Origin of the sequence: Streptomyces sp. PsTaAH-124 (assembly GCF_000373685.1) — a bacterium.
In the GTDB taxonomy this organism is placed as follows: Bacteria; Actinomycetota; Actinomycetes; order Streptomycetales; family Streptomycetaceae; genus Streptomyces; species Streptomyces andamanensis.
The window spans coordinates 117,305-134,288 of record NZ_KB892165.1; the positions used below are offsets into that span (position 1 = coordinate 117,305).

General features: G+C 72.2%; 13 protein-coding genes. 9 read left to right on the forward strand and 4 right to left on the reverse strand.

Annotated elements, in window-relative coordinates; all coding sequences use genetic code 11:
- The first annotated feature begins 11 nt into the window (after positions 1-11).
- The 9 genes from nrdI (at position 12) to B086_RS0112300 (ending at position 13,692) form a co-directional block, all read left to right on the forward strand.
- On the forward strand, positions 12-431 hold the full coding sequence (gene nrdI / locus B086_RS0112260) for a class Ib ribonucleoside-diphosphate reductase assembly flavoprotein NrdI (protein ID WP_018566703.1): 420 nt from the start codon (positions 12-14) through the stop codon (positions 429-431).
- Positions 428-2,569: a class 1b ribonucleoside-diphosphate reductase subunit alpha gene (gene nrdE, locus B086_RS0112265; protein WP_026252339.1), complete on the forward strand. Its 2,142-nt coding sequence runs from the start codon at positions 428-430 to the stop codon at positions 2,567-2,569. Before nrdI ends, nrdE begins: the two co-directional genes overlap by 4 nt.
- A gap of 34 nt (positions 2,570-2,603) precedes the next feature.
- Positions 2,604-3,626: a class 1b ribonucleoside-diphosphate reductase subunit beta gene (gene nrdF / locus B086_RS0112270; protein ID WP_018566705.1), complete on the forward strand. Its 1,023-nt coding sequence runs from the start codon at positions 2,604-2,606 to the stop codon at positions 3,624-3,626.
- Between the two features lie 9 nt (positions 3,627-3,635).
- Positions 3,636-4,934, forward strand: coding sequence for a tRNA uracil 4-sulfurtransferase ThiI (gene thiI, locus B086_RS0112275; protein ID WP_018566706.1), 1,299 nt, complete (start codon positions 3,636-3,638; stop codon positions 4,932-4,934).
- A 239-nt stretch (positions 4,935-5,173) separates the two neighbouring features.
- Entirely contained in the window at positions 5,174-6,982 is a 1,809-nt protein-coding gene (locus B086_RS0112280; protein WP_018566707.1) for a methylmalonyl-CoA mutase family protein, read from the forward strand.
- The gene (gene scpA, locus B086_RS0112285) at positions 6,982-9,159 is read left to right on the forward strand and encodes a methylmalonyl-CoA mutase (protein ID WP_018566708.1); all 2,178 of its coding nucleotides are present in this window, start codon (positions 6,982-6,984) and stop codon (positions 9,157-9,159) included. Before B086_RS0112280 ends, scpA begins: the two co-directional genes overlap by 1 nt.
- A 12-nt stretch (positions 9,160-9,171) precedes the next feature.
- Positions 9,172-10,200, forward strand: coding sequence for a methylmalonyl Co-A mutase-associated GTPase MeaB (meaB, locus tag B086_RS39880; RefSeq protein WP_018566709.1), 1,029 nt, complete (start codon positions 9,172-9,174; stop codon positions 10,198-10,200).
- A gap of 63 nt (positions 10,201-10,263) precedes the next feature.
- The gene (locus B086_RS0112295) at positions 10,264-10,971 is read left to right on the forward strand and encodes a GntR family transcriptional regulator (RefSeq protein ID WP_018566710.1); all 708 of its coding nucleotides are present in this window, start codon (positions 10,264-10,266) and stop codon (positions 10,969-10,971) included.
- Between the two features lie 351 nt (positions 10,972-11,322).
- Positions 11,323-13,692 carry a M9 family metallopeptidase gene (locus B086_RS0112300; RefSeq protein WP_078531068.1) on the forward strand — a complete coding sequence of 790 codons (2,370 nt, stop codon included), beginning with the start codon at positions 11,323-11,325 and terminating at the stop codon, positions 13,690-13,692.
- 71 nt (positions 13,693-13,763) lie between these two features.
- Here the strand turns inward: B086_RS0112300 and B086_RS0112305 are convergent, their stop codons facing one another.
- The 4 genes from B086_RS0112305 to B086_RS0112320 form a co-directional block, all read right to left on the reverse strand.
- Positions 13,764-14,114: an ArsR/SmtB family transcription factor gene (locus B086_RS0112305; protein WP_018566712.1), complete on the reverse strand. Its 351-nt coding sequence runs from the start codon at positions 14,112-14,114 to the stop codon at positions 13,764-13,766.
- 134 nt (positions 14,115-14,248) lie between these two features.
- Complete coding sequence (locus B086_RS0112310; RefSeq protein ID WP_018566713.1) at positions 14,249-14,680, reverse strand: ATP-binding protein; 432 nt, start codon at positions 14,678-14,680, stop codon at positions 14,249-14,251.
- A 6-nt stretch (positions 14,681-14,686) separates the two neighbouring features.
- Positions 14,687-15,094 carry a pyridoxamine 5'-phosphate oxidase family protein gene (locus tag B086_RS0112315; RefSeq protein WP_018566714.1) on the reverse strand — a complete coding sequence of 136 codons (408 nt, stop codon included), beginning with the start codon at positions 15,092-15,094 and terminating at the stop codon, positions 14,687-14,689.
- Positions 15,091-16,848, reverse strand: a complete 1,758-nt coding sequence (locus B086_RS0112320; RefSeq protein ID WP_018566715.1) for a SulP family inorganic anion transporter — start codon at positions 16,846-16,848, stop codon at positions 15,091-15,093. Before B086_RS0112320 ends, B086_RS0112315 begins: the two co-directional genes overlap by 4 nt.
- Positions 16,849-16,984 lie beyond the last annotated feature (136 nt).

The window sequence follows — 16,984 nt, forward strand, 5'->3', positions numbered from 1 at the left end:
AGCGGCGGTCGATGAGCGGCCTCGTGTATTTCTCCAGCGTCTCGGAGAACACCAAGCGCTTCGTGGAGAAGCTGGGTCTGCCCGCCACGCGCATCCCCCTGCATCCGCACCGCGACGGCCTGCCGCGGGTGACCGGGCCGTATGTGCTGATCACGCCGACCTACGGCGGCGGCGAACGCGCCGGGGCGGTCCCCAGGCAGGTGATCCGCTTTCTGAACGTCGAGGCCAACCGCGCGCTGCTGCGCGGGGTCATCGCGTCCGGCAACACCAACTTCGGCGCGGACTACTGCCTGGCCGGACGGGTGATCGCGGCGAAGTGCGGGGTTCCGGAGCTGTACCGATTCGAACTGCTGGGCACGGAGCGCGACGTCCGTGCCGTGAGGGAAGGACTGAGGACGTTTTGGACACGACACTCATCGGCGGCGGCGTGATCACCGCCCAGCGCGAGTCGGTCGGTACGCGCAAGGACTACCACGCGCTCAACGCCCTGCTGAACATGTACGACTGCGACGGCCGCATCCAGTTCGACAAGGACCGCGAGGCCGTACGCCAGTACTTCCTCCAGCACGTCAACCCGAACACGGTGGTCTTCCCCACCCTCAAGGAGAAGATCGACCACCTGATCGAGAACGACTACTACGAGGAAGCCCCGATCCGGCGCTACGACTGGGAGTTCGTCAAGGGCCTGTACCGGCGGGCGTACGCCCACGAGCACCGCTTCCGCACCTTCCTCGGCGCGTTCAAGTACTACACGTCGTACACGCTCAAGACCTTCGACGGCTCCCGCTACCTGGAGCGCTACGAGGACCGGGTGGCCGCGACCGCGCTGTTCCTCGGCGCCGGGGACGAGGCGCTGGCGTCCCGGCTGGTGGACGAGATGATGACCGGCCGCTTCCAGCCGGCCACGCCGACCTTCCTCAACGCGGGCAAGGCGCAGCGCGGCGAGCTGGTCTCCTGCTTCCTGCTGCGCGTCGAGGACAACCTGGAGTCCATCGGCCGGGGCGTCAACTCGGCGCTCCAGCTGTCCAAGCGCGGCGGCGGGGTGGCGCTGCTGCTGACCAACCTGCGCGAACAGGGCGCCCCGATCAAGAAGATCGAGAACCAGTCCTCCGGGGTGGTCCCGGTGATGAAGCTGCTGGAGGACTCCTTCTCCTACGCCAACCAGCTCGGCGCGCGCCAGGGCGCGGGCGCGGTCTACCTGCACGCCCACCACCCGGACATCATGCGGTTCCTGGACACCAAGCGGGAGAACGCGGACGAGAAGATCCGCATCAAGACGCTGTCGCTGGGCGTGGTCGTCCCGGACATCACCTTCGAACTGGCCAAGCGCAACGAGGACATGCACCTGTTCTCGCCCTACGACGTGGAACGCGAGTACGGCAGGCCGCTGGCCGATCTCTCCGTCAGCGAGCACTACGACGACCTGGTCGCCAACCCGCGCATCCGCAAGACCACGCTCAGCGCCCGCGAGTTCTTCAAGACGATCGCGGAGCTTCAGTTCGAGTCGGGCTACCCGTATCTGCTGTTCGAGGACACCGTGAACCGGGCCAACCCGATCCCGGGCTGGATCAACATGTCCAACCTGTGCTCGGAGATCCTCCAGGTGAACACGCCGAGCACGTACGACGCCTCGCTCGGCTACGAGACCGTCGGCCGGGACATCTCCTGCAACCTGGGCTCGCTGAACATCGCCGCCGCCATGGCCTCCCCCGACCTCGGCGCGAGCGTGGAGACAGCGGTGCGCGGTCTGACGTCCGTCTCCGACCAGTCGCACATCGACGCGGTGCCGTCCGTGGCACACGGCAACGACCTCTCGCACTCCATCGGCCTGGGCCAGATGAACCTGCACGGCTACCTCGCCTCGCAGCGCATCCACTACGGCAGCGAGGAGGGCGTCGACTTCACCGACCTGTACTTCTACACGATCGCCTACCACGCGCTGCGCGCCTCGAACCGGATCGCGATCGAACGCGGCACCGCCTTCGACGGGTTCGAGAAGTCCGCGTACGCCGACGGCTCGTACTTCGACCAGTACACCGAGCGGGCCTGGGAGCCGGCCACCGCGCGGGTGCGGGAGCTGTTCGCCGACGCGGGGATCGCGCTGCCCACGCAGGACGACTGGCGCGAGCTGAAGCGGTCAGTGCGGGAGCACGGCATCTACAACCAGTACCTCCAGGCCGTGCCGCCGACCGGGTCCATCAGCTACATCAACGACTCGACCGCCTCCATCCACCCGATCGCCTCCAAGGTGGAGATCCGCAAGGAGGGCAAGCTCGGCCGCGTCTACTACCCGGCGCCGCACATGGACAACGACAACCTGGAGTACTTCCAGGACGCGTACGAGATCGGCTACGAGAAGATCATCGCCACCTACGCGGCGGCCACCCGCCATGTCGACCAGGGGCTCAGCTGCACGCTGTTCTTCCGGGACACGGCCACCACCCGCGACCTCAACAAGGCGCAGATCCTCGCCTGGCGCCAGGGCATCAAGACGCTCTACTACATCCGGCTGCGCCAGGAGGCCCTGGAGGGCACCGAGATCGAGAACTGCCTGTCCTGCACCCTGTGACCCCCTCGCACGCCCCGTTCACGAAAGCACCCCGATGACCACCACCCCCGCCCCGCTGACCGAGATCTCGGTCACCCCGCCGGCCTTCCGCCAGGACCCGGCCGCCCGGCTGCGCCCGGTCAACTGGAACCGCGTCACCGACGAGAAGGACCTGGAGGTGTGGAACCGGCTCACCGCCAACTTCTGGCTGCCCGAGAAGGTGCCGCTCTCCAACGACGTGGGCGCCTGGCAGCAGCGGCTCACCGCGGACGAACGCACCCTGACCATGCGGGTGTTCACCGGTCTGACCATGCTCGACACCGTGCAGGCCACGGTCGGCGAGATCGTCCAGATCCAGGACGCGCGCACCGAGCACGAGCAGGCCGTCTACACCAACATCGCCTTCATGCAGGCCGTGCACGCCCGCAGCTACTCCTCGGTGTTCTCCACCCTCTCCAGCACCCCGGAGATCGACGACGCCTACCGCTGGGCGGTGGCCAACGACGTCCTCCAGCAGCGCTGCAAGACCGTCCTCGCGCACTACTACGGCGACGACCCGCTCAAGCGGAAGGTCGCCTCCACGCTGCTGTCGTCGCTGCTGCTGTACGCGGGCTTCTATCTGCCGCTGCACTTCTCCACGCACGCGCTGCTCACCAACACCGCCGACATGATCCGGCTGATCCTGCGCGACAAGGCGGTGCACGGCTACTACTCCGGCTACAAGTTCCAGCGCGGCCTGGAGCGGCTGACGGCGGCGGGCCAGGAGGAGATGCGCGCCTTCACCCACGCGCTGCTGGAGGAGCTGTACGAGCTGGAGCTGCGCTACTCGGGCGAGCTGTACGAGCCGCTGGGCCTGATGGACGACGTGGCCGTCTTCGTCCGCTACAACGCGAACAAGGCGCTGATGAACCTCGGTTACCCGGCCCGCTTCGACGCCGCGGAGACCGAGGTCAACCCGGAGATCCTGGCGGCGCTCTCGCCGGGCGCGGACGAGAACCACGACTTCTTCTCCGGTTCCGGCTCCTCGTACGTCATGGGCAAGGCGGAGAACACCTCCGACGACGACTGGGACTTCTGAGAGGCTCATATGTCCGGCAACCCCCAGGTGCCCGCTCCCCGGGCGGGCACCGCGCCGCACGGCGCCTGCGTCCTGCTCAAGCACGGCGAGATCTTCCTCAAGGGCCGCAACCGGCACCTGTTCACCGAGCGGCTGCACGACAACCTGCGGATCGCGCTGCGCGGGATCGGCGGCTCGACCTGGATCAAGACCGCGCAGAACGTCACCGTGGTCGGCGGGCAGGTCCCGCAGGACGCGCTGGTGGAGCGGGCGCGCCGGGTGATCGGCTTCAACTCCGTCGAACCGGCCCTGCGGGTGCCCAGCACCCTGGAGGAGATCACCCGGACGGCCGTCGCGGAGCTGCGCGCGGCCGGTGCCGAGCGGCCCGGACTCGGCTTCGCGGTCCGGGCCCGGCGCCGGGACAAGCAGTTCCCGCTGACGTCGTCGCAAGTGGCGGGGCATCTGGGGGCGGAGGTGCTGCGCGCGGTCCCCGGGCTGCGCGTCGACCTCACCCGGCCCGAGGTGACGCTGTCCGTGGAGATCGACCGCAAGGAGACGTATCTGTCCTGGCGGCGGCACCGGGGGCTGACCGGGCTGCCGGTCGGCTCCAGCGGGCGGGCCCTCGCGCTGCTGTCCGGGGGCTACGACTCTCCGGTGGCCGCGCACCGGGCCATGCGGCGCGGGCTGCACTGCGACTTCGTGCACTTCAGCGGCGCCCCGTACACGAACCCGGCGTCGGTGTACAAGGCGTACGCCCTGGCCCGGGAGCTGAACCGGTACCAGCCGCCCGGACGGCTGCACGTCATCGCGCTGGGCAAGGCGCAGAAGCAGCTCGCCGTGGCGGGCGCCGGGCGGCTCCAGGTCGTCGCCCAGCGCCGCCTCATGGTCCGCACCGCCTCGGCGCTCGCCGCCCGTACCGGCGCCGAGGCGCTGGTGACCGGCGACAGCCTGGGGCAGGTGGCCAGCCAGACGCTGGCCAACCTCGCGGCGGTGGACGAGGCGGCGGCGCTGCCGGTGCTGCGTCCGCTGATCGGCTGGGAGAAACAGGAGATCATCGACGAGGCGGGGCGCGTCGGCACCGCGGAGATCTCGGTGCTGCCCGACGAGGACTGCTGCCGGCTCCTCGCCCCGCCGCGCGCCAGCACCCGGGCGGGCCTGCCCCAGCTGCGCGCCGTGGAGCGCCGCCTGGACCTCGACGAGGTGACGGCGGCCCTGCTGGAGAGCGCCCGGGTGATGCTGCCCGGCGCGGACCCGGATGCCGACCCCGGCCCCGACAACCCCGGCCCCGAGGCGACCGCCCCGGGCTGCCCGGCCCCCGCACCGGCCTGACCACCATGAGGCCGCACCCGCCACCACTGGCGGCACACCGCGTCGGCGCCCCGCCCCCGCCCCGCCCGCGGCACCGCTGCCAGGCTCGGGGGCGGAAGGACCCGTACGGCCACCCGCCCCGCGCGAGCGGCAGCGCGCCGTCGCTTTCACCCGAGCGGCCTACGCCACACTCCGGGAGAGAACAAGGTCACAACCTCGGCCTCTGCCTGCGCTCCACCGGACTGTCCTAGCATCCGACCATGACGGTCCTGCCTGACGACGGGCTCTCCCTGGCGGCCGACTTCCCTGACGCGACGCATGAGCAGTGGCGCCACCTGGTGGCGGGTGTGCTGCGCAAGTCGGGCCGGGAAGTACCGGACGACGAGGCGGAGGGCGCTCTGTCCACCGCGCTGGAGGACGGGTTGCGCGCCCGCCCCCTGTACACCGCGCGCGACCACGCGCCCGACCCCGGCCTGCCCGGCTTCCCGCCGTTCGTGCGCGGCGGGAAGGCCGAGGGGAGCACGGTCGGCGGCTGGGACGTGCGCCAGCGGCACACGGTGGCCGAGGCGGCGCCCGTCCTGAACGACCTGGAGAACGGCGTCACCTCGCTGTGGCTGGCCGTCGGCGACCGCGGCATCCCCGTCTCCGCGCTCGGCACCGTCCTCGACGGCGTCTACCTCGACCTGGCCCCGGTCGTGCTGGACGCGGGCGAGGCGGCGGAACCGGCCGCGCGCGAGCTGCTGCGGCTGTTCGCCGAGCGCGAGGTGGCCGCCGACGCGGCCCGCGGCAATCTGGGCGCCGACCCGCTGGGCCTGGAGGCCCGCACCGGGCGGCCCGGCGACACGGCGTCCGCGACGGAGGCGGCCCGGCTGTGCGCGGCACGGTACCCGGGGCTGCGCGCGCTGACCGTGGACGCGCTGCCGTACCACGAGGCCGGTGGCTCGGCCGCGCAGGAGCTGGGCTGCTCGCTGGCGACCGGCGTCGCCTATCTGCGTGAACTGACCGCGGCCGGGCTGGACACCGCCCGGGCGCTGGCACAGCTGGAGTTCCGCTACGCCGCGACCGCCGACCAGTTCCTGACCATCGCCAAGCTGCGCGCCGCCCGGCGGCTGTGGGCGCGGGTGGCCGAGGTGTGCGGGGCACCCCGCGCGGGCGGCCAGCTCCAGCACGCGGTGACCTCCTCGGTGATGATGACCCGCCGCGACCCGTGGGTGAACATCCTGCGCACCACGGTGGCCGCCCTGGCCGCCGGGGTGGGCGGCGCCGACGCGGTGACCGTGCTGCCCTTCGACCACGCGCTCGGCCTGCCCGACGCGTTCGCCCGGCGGATCGCCCGCAACACCTCCGTCATCCTCGTCGAGGAGTCGCAGCTGTCCCGGGTGGTCGACCCGGCGGGCGGCTCCTGGTACGTGGAGCGGCTGACCGACGAACTCGCCCACGCGGGCTGGGAGTTCTTCCAGGAGATCGAGCGCGCCGGAGGCCAGGGGCCCGCGCTGCGCTCCGGGCTGGTCGGCGAGCGGCTGGCGGCGACCTGGGCCGCGCGCAGCGCGAAGCTCGCCAAGCGCCGCGAACCGGTCACCGGCGTCAGCGAGTTCCCGCATCTGGCGGAGAAGCCGGTGGTGCGCGAACCGGCGCCCGAGCCGCCGTCCGGCGGGCTGCCCCGGGTGCGCCGGGACGAGGCGTTCGAGGAGCTGCGGGCCCGCTCCGACGCCCACCTCGCCGCGACCGGGGCTCGGCCCCGCGTGTATCTGGCGGCGCTCGGCCCGGCCGCCGCGCACACCGCCCGGCTCACCTTCGCCGCCAACCTGTTCCAGGCGGGCGGCATCGAACCGGTCACCGAGGGCACCTTCGAGGAGAGCGGCGCGCGCGAGGCGTGCCTGTGCTCCAGCGACGCGCTGTACGAGGAGCAGTCCGGCGCGGTCGTCCGGGGCTTGCGGGAGGCGGGCGCCGCGCACGTGTTCCTCGCCGGCCGCCCCGGACCGTACGAGGACGTGGACACCTACGTCTTCGCCGGCTGCGACGCCGTCGCCGTGCTCTCCGCCGCACTCGACCGCATGGGAGTGTCCTGATGTCCGTCCCCGACTTCTCGGCGATCGAGCTGGGTCAGCCGCGCCCCGACGGCGGCGCCGACGAGTGGCGTACCGCCGTGCAGAAGGCCGCCGACGGCGACGACCTGCTCTGGGAGACGCCCGAGGGCATCACCGTCAAGCCGCTGTACACCGGGCAGGACGTGGAGGGCCTGGACTTCCTGGACACCTTCCCGGGCGTCGCCCCGTATCTGCGCGGCCCGTACCCGACGATGTACGTCAACCAGCCCTGGACGATCCGCCAGTACGCGGGTTTCTCCACGGCGGAGGAGTCCAACGCGTTCTACCGGCGCAATCTGGCGGCCGGTCAGAAGGGCCTGTCGGTCGCCTTCGACCTGCCCACGCACCGCGGCTACGACAGCGACCACCCGCGGGTGACCGGTGACGTCGGCATGGCGGGCGTGGCGATCGACTCGATCTACGACATGCGGCAGCTCTTCGACGGCATCCCGCTGGATCGGATGACGGTGTCGATGACGATGAACGGCGCGGTGCTGCCGGTGCTGGCGCTGTACATCGTGGCCGCGGAGGAGCAGGGCGTCCCCGCGGAGAAGCTGGCCGGGACCATCCAGAACGACATCCTCAAGGAGTTCATGGTCCGCAACACCTACATCTATCCGCCGAAGCCGTCGATGCGGATCATCTCCGACATCTTCGCCTTCACCTCGCAGCGGATGCCCCGCTACAACTCCATCTCGATCTCCGGGTACCACATCCAGGAGGCGGGCGCGACGGCCGACCTGGAGCTGGCGTACACGCTGGCGGACGGCGTGGAGTACATCCGGGCGGGCCGGGACGCGGGCCTGGACGTGGACGCCTTCGCGCCCCGGCTGTCGTTCTTCTGGGCGATCGGCATGAACTTCTTCATGGAGATCGCCAAGTTGCGCGCGGCCCGGCTGCTGTGGGCCAAGCTGGTCAGGCAGTTCGACCCGAAGAACGCCAAGTCGCTCTCCCTGCGCACCCATTCGCAGACCTCCGGCTGGTCGCTGACCGCGCAGGACGTGTTCAACAACGTCACGCGCACCTGTGTGGAGGCGATGGCGGCCACCCAGGGGCACACCCAGTCGCTGCACACCAACGCCCTGGACGAGGCGCTGGCACTGCCCACCGACTTCTCCGCGCGCATCGCCCGCAACACCCAGCTGCTGATCCAGCAGGAGTCCGGCACCACCCGGGTGATCGACCCGTGGGGCGGCAGCGCGTACGTGGAGCGGCTGACGTACGACCTGGCCCGCCGGGCGTGGCAGCACATCCAGGAGGTGGAGCAGGCGGGCGGCATGGCGCAGGCCATCGACGCGGGCATCCCCAAGCTGCGCGTGGAGGAGGCGGCGGCCCGCACCCAGGCGCGCATCGACTCCGGGCGGCAGCCGGTGATCGGGGTGAACAAGTACCGGGTGGACAGCGACGAGCAGATCGAGGTGCTCAAGGTCGACAACTCCTCGGTGCGCACCCAGCAGATCGCCAAGCTGCGGCGGCTGCGCGAGGAGCGGGACGAGACGGTGTGCCGGGACGCGCTGGACGCCCTGACCCGGGCGGCCGGCGGTGCGGGCAATCTGCTGGAGCTGGCGGTGCGGGCGGCCCGCGCCAAGGCGACGGTCGGGGAGATCAGCGACGCCCTGGAGAAGGTGTACGGGCGGCACGCGGGCCAGATCCGTACCATCTCCGGTGTGTACCGCAACGAGGCAGGCCAGTCGCCGAACGTGGACCGCACCCGCGCGGTGGTGGACGACTTCGCGGAGGCCGAGGGCCGCCGGCCGCGCATCCTGGTCGCCAAGATGGGCCAGGACGGGCACGACCGCGGCCAGAAGGTGATCGCCACGGCCTTCGCCGACCTGGGCTTCGACGTGGACGTCGGCCCGCTGTTCCAGACCCCGGCGGAGGTCGCCCGGCAGGCCGTCGAGGCGGACGTGCACATCGTCGGGGTGTCGTCGCTGGCCGCCGGGCATCTGACGCTGGTGCCCGCGCTGCGCGAGGCGCTCGCCGAGGAGGGCCGCGGCGACATCATGATCGTGGTGGGCGGGGTGATCCCGCCGCAGGACGTACCGACGCTCCTGGAGATGGGCGCGACGGCCGTCTTCCCGCCCGGCACGGTGATCCCCGACGCGGCCCGCGACCTGGTGACGCGGCTGGCGGCGGATCTCGGCCACGACGAGCTGTGAGCCGGTGAGCTGATGGCCATCGATCTGGACACGTACGTCAAGGGCGTCCTGGACGGCAAGCGGGCGCTGGTGGCCCGCGCGATCACGCTGGTGGAGTCGGTGCGGCCGCAGCACCGGGCGCTGGCCCAGGAGTTGCTGACCCAGCTGATGCCGCACAGCGGCCGGGCCCGGCGGATCGGGGTGAGCGGGGTGCCGGGCGTCGGCAAGTCGACGTTCATCGACGCCTTCGGCACCATGCTGACCGGGCAGGGGCACCGGGTGGCGGTGCTCGCCGTCGACCCGTCCTCCACCCGGACCGGCGGTTCCATCCTCGGCGACAAGACCCGTATGGAGCGGCTGGCCGTCGACCCGGCGGCGTTCGTCCGGCCCTCCCCCAGCGCGGGCACGCTCGGCGGGGTGGCCAAGGCGACCCGCGAGTCGATCGTGGTCATGGAGGCCGCGGGCTACGACGTGGTGCTGGTGGAGACGGTCGGGGTGGGCCAGTCCGAGACGGCCGTCGCGGGCATGGTCGACTCCTTCCTGCTGCTCACCCTGGCCCGCACCGGCGACCAGTTGCAGGGCATCAAGAAGGGTGTGCTGGAGCTGGCCGATGTGATCGCGGTGAACAAGGCGGACGGGCCGCACGAGCGCGACGCCCGCGCGGCGGGCCGTGAACTGGCCGGTGCGCTGCGGCTGATGCACGGGAAGGACGCCTTCTGGACGCCGCCGGTGCTCAGTTGCAGCGCCCGCGAGTCGACCGGTCTGGACACCGTCTGGGAACGCCTGGAGCAGCACCGCGCCCTGCTGGACTCGGCGGGCCGCCTCACCGCCAAGCGCCGTGCGCAGCAGGTCGACTGGACCTGGAGCATGGTCCACGACGAGCTGCTGGGCCGGCTGCACGCCGACCCGGCCGTCCGCTCTCTCGCGCCCGAGCTGGAACAGCAGGTCAGGCAGGGCGGTCTGACGGCCACTCTCGCCGCCGAACGGATCCTGCGCGCCTTCACCGGGGGCGGCGCTCCGTCCGGCTCCGGCGGTCCCGGACCCGGCCATGGAGCAACGTGACATTGTATAGTGGGAGGTCATCGGGCTGAGCACCGCAGGCCGGTCACACGGAGGAGCGCACAGATGGCCCATCTCGAACCGCGGGCGATCTCCGTCCAGACCCATCTGCGCGACCAGGTCGCCGACGCGCTGCGGGCGGCGCTCATCGCCGGTGAGCTGCGCCCGGGGGTGATCTACTCCGCCCCCGCCCTCGCGGGCGAACTCGGCGTCTCCGCCACCCCGGTGCGCGAGGCCATGCTGGACCTGGCCCGGGAGGGCCTGGTCGAGGCGGTGCGCAACAAGGGCTTCCGGGTCACGGAGATGACCGAGCGGGACCTCGACGAGTTCACCGACATCCGTGCCCTGATCGAGGTCCCCACCGTGGGCCGTGTCGCCGCGTCGGCGACCACCGAGCAGTTGGAGGCGCTGCGTCCGCTGGCGCAGCAGATCGTCACGGCGGCGCGGGAGCACGACGTCCTGAAGTATCTGGAGGCCGACCACCGGTTCCATCTGGAGCTGCTGTCCCTGGCGGGCAACCACCATCTGGTGGCCGTGGTGGCCGATCTGCGCAAGCGCTCAAGGCTGTTCGGGCTCGGCAGCCTGAACGAGACCGGTCGCCTGGTCGCCTCCGCCGAGGAGCACGTCGAACTCCTCGATCTGCTGGTGGCCGGCCGGGGCCGGGAGGCGGAGGAGTGCATGCGCCGCCACCTCTCGCATGTGCGCACCCTGTGGGCGGACGGCCGGCCCGAGCCCGAGCAGCCCGGACCGGCCCTGCGGCTCGGCAACCGCTGACCCTCCCCGCCACCCGGACCGCCCCCCTCTCACCCGTCCCACCCGTCCTTCCCGTCCCGATCCCGCCGCGTCGGCCGAGTCCGGCGCGGCGGCTTTCGTATGCCCCACCGCCGTACGGACTCCTGCCGCCGCACGCCTGCCCGCCCCGCCCCTCCCCGTCCATCTGCGGGAAGCCCTCAATTCCTCCGGACGACTTCCCTGAGACATGTGACCTGTGCAATGGTACATGGCGCAGGTCGTGGCCATGTCAATCGTGGCGCGGCCGTGCGATCCGATCCGTCGGCGGCACGGCCCTCCCCTGAACACGACCTCCCCATCCCATCGGCCACGCCCCGCGTGGCCCGACCCCTCATGGGAGGCGCAGTGAGAAAGTCACCGGTCCGGCGAGTCCGGCGAAGTCTGGGCGCGGCAGTGCCGCTGGCCCTGGCCCTCGCCCTGGCCGTCGGCCTGCCCGCACAGCAGGCCGACGCGCGGACGGCGACCCCCGCATCCGCCCCGTCCGCCGCGCCCGCCCCCGCGGCGCACGGCGCGCGGCACACCGGGACCCCACCCGCGGCGCAGTCCGCCACGACCGCGGCCGGACACACGGGCCGGGGACGCCTGAAGGCGTCCGAGCTGCCCCCGCTGGCCGCGAGCGACGACGCCCTCAAGGAGCCCTACGGCGAGACGGCGAAGCCGCCGGTGCGGCCCTCCAAGTCGATGGAGACGGCGGCAGGCGGCGCTGCGGGGACGAAGCGCTCCGCCGCCACCTGCGACGTCTCCGGCTTCACCACCCGCACCGGCAGTGCTCTGGTGCGGCAGATCCGGACGTCCACGACCGACTGCGTGAACACCCTGTTCAACCTGACCGGCAACGACGCGCGCAACGCCTTCCGCGAAGCCCAGATGGCCACCGTCGCCGACGCCCTGCGCGACGGCTCGGCCGCCTACCCCGGCGACGCGAGCACCGGCATGCCGCAGACCGTTCTCTACCTGCGCGCCGGTTACTACGTGCAGTACTACAACGCGGGCACGGTGGGCCCCTACGGCAGCACCCTGCGCACGGCGATACGCGGCGGTCTCGACGCCTTCTTCGCGAGCGCGCACTCCCACGACGTCACCGACGCCAACGGCGAGACCCTCGCCGAGGCCGTCACCCTCATCGACAGCGCCGAGGAGAACGCCCGCTACCTCTACGTCCTCAAGCGGCTGCTGGCGGACTACAACATGTCGTGGAACGCGTCCTGGTGGATGCTCAACGCGGTCAACAACGTGTACACGGTGACCTTCCGCGGCCACCAGGTGCCCGAGTTCGTCACGGCCATCGAAGCGGACCCGAGCCTGATCGACTCCCTGTACCGCTTCGCCTCCGGCCACCTCGCCCTGCTCGGCACGGACCAGTCGTATCTGACGTCCAACGCGGGCCGGGAACTCGGCCGGTTCCTCCAGCACGCCTCGCTGCGGTCCAAGGTCCAGCCGCTCGCCGTCGCCCTGCTGCGCGCCTGCTCGATCACCGGCGCCACCGCGCCACTGTGGGTCGGCGTCGCCGAGATGACGGACTACTACGACCGGGCCAACTGCTCCGTGTACGGCACCTGCGACCTTGCGGCGCAGCTGACCAGGGCCGTCCTCACCACGACCTACCCGTGCAGCGCCAGCATCACCATCAAGGCGCAGCAGATGACCTCGGCGGAGCTGGCCGCCACCTGCACCAGCCTGCGCAGCCAGGACGCCTACTTCCACGGTGTGGTCAAGGACAAGGGCCCGGTGGCCGACGACCGCAACAGCACCATCGAGGTCGTCGTCTACGACTCCAGCGCCGACTACCAGACCTACGCCGGTGCCATGTACGGCATCGACACCAACAACGGCGGCATGTATCTGGAGGGCGACCCGGCAGCGGCCGGAAACCAGCCGCGCTTCGTCGCCTACGAGGCCGAATGGCTGCGCCCGGACTTCCAGATCTGGAACCTCAACCACGAGTACACGCACTACCTCGACGGCCGCTTCGACATGTACGGCGACTTCGACGCGGGCGTCACCACGCCGACCGTCTGGTGGATCGAGGGCTTCGCGGAGTACGTCTCCTACTCCTACCGCGGTGTCCCCTACCCCGAGGCCATGGACGAGGCGGGCCGCGGCACGTACGCCCTGAGCACGCTGTTCGACACCACCTACGACAACGACACCACCCGCGTCTACCGCTGGGGCTATCTCGCCGTCCGGTACATGCTGGAGCACCATCCCTCCGACATGGCCACGGTGCTCGGCGACTACCGCGCCGGTGACTGGAACGCCGCCCGCAGCTATCTCACCGGCACCATCGGCACCCGCTACGACAGCGACTGGCGCACCTGGCTGGCGTCCTGCGCGGCCGGCAGGTGCAGCGGCGGCACCACCACCCCGCCCGGCATTCCGTGCACCGGAACCGACGCGCGGGAGCTGGGCCAGAACTGCACACGCGCCGGCCAGTCCGCCACCACCGGGAACTACGCCTACCTCTATCTGCGCGTCCCGACCGGCACCTCCCGGCTGACCGTCACCACCTCCGGCGGCACGGGCGACGCCGACCTGTACTACAGCGCCGACGGCTGGGCGGGCACCGGCAGTTACACCCAGCGCGCCACCGGCCCCGGCAACAGCCACACCCTGACGGTCGACAACCCGCCGGCCGGCACCCACTACATCAGCCTGTACGCGGTGAACGGCTTCAGCGGAGTGAGCGTCGCCACCGCCTACTGAGCCGGACGGCCGCCCCGCGCCGGCAGAGCGCTGACCATCACGGGCGCGGGGCGGCCGCCGTCCGATGCCGCCTACGCCTGCGGGCCGCCCTCACCCTGGGCGGCCCGCAGGTCGGCGAGCAGTTCGGCCTGGCCCGCCAGGACCCCGGACAGGATGGTGCGGGCCACCCTGAGCAGCTCCGCCACATGCGGGCTGGTCAGGGAGTAGTACACGGTCGAGCCCTCCTTGCGGGTCACGACCAGGTTGGCGCGGCGCAGCACGGCCAGTTGCTGGGAGAGGTGCGCGGGCTCGATACCGATCTCGGGCAGCATCTCGGCGACCGCGTGCTCACGCTCGCTCAGCAGCTCCAGGACGCGGATGCGCGCCGGATGGCCGAGCGTCTTGAAGAACTCGGCCTTCAGCTGGTACAGCGGGGTGCTCATGCTGCTGCCGTCGCCTCTCCCGCCCGCCGGTACGGCCGACCGGACCGGACCTCGGCGCATCGCATCCACCCACTCGTCGTGCCGAACTCGTCGATTGCCGAGGTCAGCAATTCTATACACCGTGTCTTGCGGGTTCAGAGGGGCAGGGTGATCCAGATCGTCTTGCCCTGCCCGTCGGCGTCGCCGCGCACGACCGCGGTGCCGCCCAGGCCGAGGGTGAGTTCCATGACGGTGGCCAGGCCCCCGGCGGCCGTACCGCCGATCATCCCGGTCAGCCGCGGCCGGTAGGGGTGGCGGTCGTGGACGCCGAAGGCCAGGCAGTCCGCGCCCGCCGCGTAGAGCACCGTGGTCTGCGGGGAGAGCGCGGCCGCGTGCCGTACGGCGTTGGTGACCAGCTCGCTGACGATCAGCAGCGCCTGGCCGACGGCGGGATGGAGCAGGCTGACACCCCACTCCGTGAGTGCCTGCTCGGCGGTCTCCCGCGCCAGGCGCACGGCGGACGGCAGTGTCGGCACGGTCAGGACGTGGCGGTGGGGCAGGGCTTCGAGCCGCGTGGTCACGGTCATGGCCCCTCAGCCCCCTGTCCGGGCGAGCCGGAAGCCGGTGACGGTCCGCGGGCGCAGCCGCACGATCGTGTCGTGCGGGCCGTGCGTCCAGCCGCGCAGGACGCGCCGGTAGTGGGCGGCCTCGTCGGGATCGGCGACCACCTCGGCGGGGCCGTCGGCGGTGACGCTCCAGCCGGTGCCGGTGTCCCGGTCCACCTCGTCCACGTGGTACGCCGCCGAGGCGGGCACCGCGGCGGCCGGCACCGGGGTGCGCACGACGAGGCGGCCCGCCTGCCACACGTGCCGCCCCGGACGCACGACGGCCTGCTCCCGGCGGACGTACACCAGCCGTCCCAGGCGGCTGCCCTCCAGGAGCCACAGGGCCTCGGGGCCGGAGACCTCGGTCATGCGCAGCGCTGCGCGGGCGGTGCTCATCGGACGGGTTCCTCACTGCCGCGCTGCGGCCGGGCGGGGACGGCGGCGGGTTCGGCGGGCAGCGGCCCGGTCAGGTCGACGTGGTCGCGCGCGCCGCGCAGCGCCTCCGCGGTGGTCGCGTACTCGCGGCCCTCGCGGCGCAGCAGCTCCAGCGCGCCGACCGAGTCGAGGACCCGGCGCTGTCCCGGCCGTATCCCCGAGGTCATCACGGCGATGCCGCGCCGGTTCAGCTTCTCGACCACGTCCTTGAGGACCAGCGCGCCGGTGGCGTCCACCGTCGTCACCCGCGACATGCGCAGGACGACCACCCGGGCGCCGGCGACCTCGCCCAGTTCCCGCAGGAAGCGGTGGGCGGCGGCGAAGAACAGCGGCCCGTCGATGCGGTAGGCGACGATGTGTCCGGCCGACAGGGCGTCAGCCGCGGCCGTGCGCTCGCCCTCCCCGCCGTCCCGCCCGTCCGGCTCGTCCAGCGGCATCCGGTCGAGGCGGACCTGCCGGGCGACCGCGCGCAGGGCGAGGGCGCCCGCGACGACGAGGCCGATGATCACGGCGTAGACCAGGTCGAGGGCGAGGGTCGCGGCGGCCGTGAGGACGAGGGTCAGCGCGTCCGAGCGGGTGGCGCGCGCCATCGCCTTCAGCGAGGCCACCTCGACCATGCGGACCGCGGTGGCCAGCAGCACGCCCGCGAGCGCGGCGAGCGGGATCTGCGACACGAGCGGCGCGGCGGCGAAGACGATCACCGCGAGGACGGCGGCGTGGGTCAGCGCGGCGAGCCGGGAGCGCGCCCCGGTGCGGACGTTGACCGCGGTGCGCGCGATGGCGCCGGTGGCGGGCACCCCGCCGAACAGCGGGGCCGCGATGTTGGCGAGCCCCTGCCCGAACAGCTCCCGGTCCGGGTCGTGCTTCTGCCCCGTCGTCATCCCGTCGGCCACCGAGGCGGACAGCAGCGACTCCAGGGCGGCCAGGGCGGCCACCGCGACCGCGGGTGCGAGCAGCGAGCCGAGCGCCCCCGCGTCGAGGAAGGCCAGCGACGGCGCGGGCAGTCCGGCGGGCAGGTCGCCGATCGGCGTGGCCGCGTCCAGACCGGCGAGCCGCGCCACCGCGGTGGCGGCCACGACGGCGACGACGGAGAACGGGACGGCGGGCCGGCGGCGGGCACCGGCCAGCATGAGCGCCGCCACGGCGACGGCGAGGCCGACCGCCGTCCAGTTCGGTGTCCTCGCGAACTCCTCGACGGCCCGCCAGGTCACCACCAGCACGCGGTCGCCCTCGGGTTTGGCCACGCCCAGCGCGTTCGGCACCTGCTGCAAGCCGATCACACAGGCGATGCCGAGCGTGAAGCCCGCCACCACGGGGGCGGGCACGTACTGCATGTACTTCCCCGCCCGCAGCACGGCGAGGCCGACCAGCAGGAAGCCCGCGATCAGGCCGACGGTGAGCACCCCGCCCGCCCCGTACCGGCCGAAGATCGGTACCAGGACGACGGTCATGGCACCGGTGGGCCCGGACACCTGGAGGTTCGATCCGCCGAAGACGGCCGCGACCGCCCCGGCCACCACGGCGGTCGCGAGGCCCGCCTCCGCGCCGAGTCCGGAGGACACCCCGAAGCCGAGCGCGAGCGGCAGCGCCACGATCGCCACGGTCAGACCGGCCAGCAGGTCTCGGCGCGGATCCCGGCGGACGTCCGCCAGGTCGGACCGCGCGGGCAGCAGCGAGCGCGCCGAGCGGGCGGCCCGTGTCAGCGGGGTGCTCATCGCGTGGCGACCTCGGCTTCCCGCAGCACATTCCGTACCGGCACCGGCCCGACCCCTCGACTGTCGACTCTCCCGCCGTCCGCCCCAGGCCGGGCGCACGCGCAAGGCTGTGCCCGCGCTTCCTGCGGGCACAGCC

Bases quoted from the DNA above. Each gene is read 5' to 3' on its own strand.
- B086_RS0112300 (WP_078531068.1), top strand. From the start codon at position 11,323: ATGGGAGGCGCAGTGAGAAAGTCACCGGTCCGGCGAGTCCGGCGAAGT.
- B086_RS0112315 (WP_018566714.1), bottom strand. From the start codon at position 15,094: ATGAGCACCGCCCGCGCAGCGCTGCGCATGACCGAGGTCTCCGGCCCC.
- B086_RS0112305 (WP_018566712.1), bottom strand. From the start codon at position 14,114: ATGAGCACCCCGCTGTACCAGCTGAAGGCCGAGTTCTTCAAGACGCTC.
- meaB (WP_018566709.1), top strand. From the start codon at position 9,172: ATGGCCATCGATCTGGACACGTACGTCAAGGGCGTCCTGGACGGCAAG.
- nrdI (WP_018566703.1), top strand. From the start codon at position 12: ATGAGCGGCCTCGTGTATTTCTCCAGCGTCTCGGAGAACACCAAGCGC.
- nrdF (WP_018566705.1), top strand. From the start codon at position 2,604: ATGACCACCACCCCCGCCCCGCTGACCGAGATCTCGGTCACCCCGCCG.
- B086_RS0112280 (WP_018566707.1), top strand. From the start codon at position 5,174: ATGACGGTCCTGCCTGACGACGGGCTCTCCCTGGCGGCCGACTTCCCT.
- thiI (WP_018566706.1), top strand. From the start codon at position 3,636: ATGTCCGGCAACCCCCAGGTGCCCGCTCCCCGGGCGGGCACCGCGCCG.
- B086_RS0112310 (WP_018566713.1), bottom strand. From the start codon at position 14,680: ATGACCGTGACCACGCGGCTCGAAGCCCTGCCCCACCGCCACGTCCTG.
- B086_RS0112320 (WP_018566715.1), bottom strand. From the start codon at position 16,848: ATGAGCACCCCGCTGACACGGGCCGCCCGCTCGGCGCGCTCGCTGCTG.
- scpA (WP_018566708.1), top strand. From the start codon at position 6,982: ATGTCCGTCCCCGACTTCTCGGCGATCGAGCTGGGTCAGCCGCGCCCC.
- B086_RS0112295 (WP_018566710.1), top strand. From the start codon at position 10,264: ATGGCCCATCTCGAACCGCGGGCGATCTCCGTCCAGACCCATCTGCGC.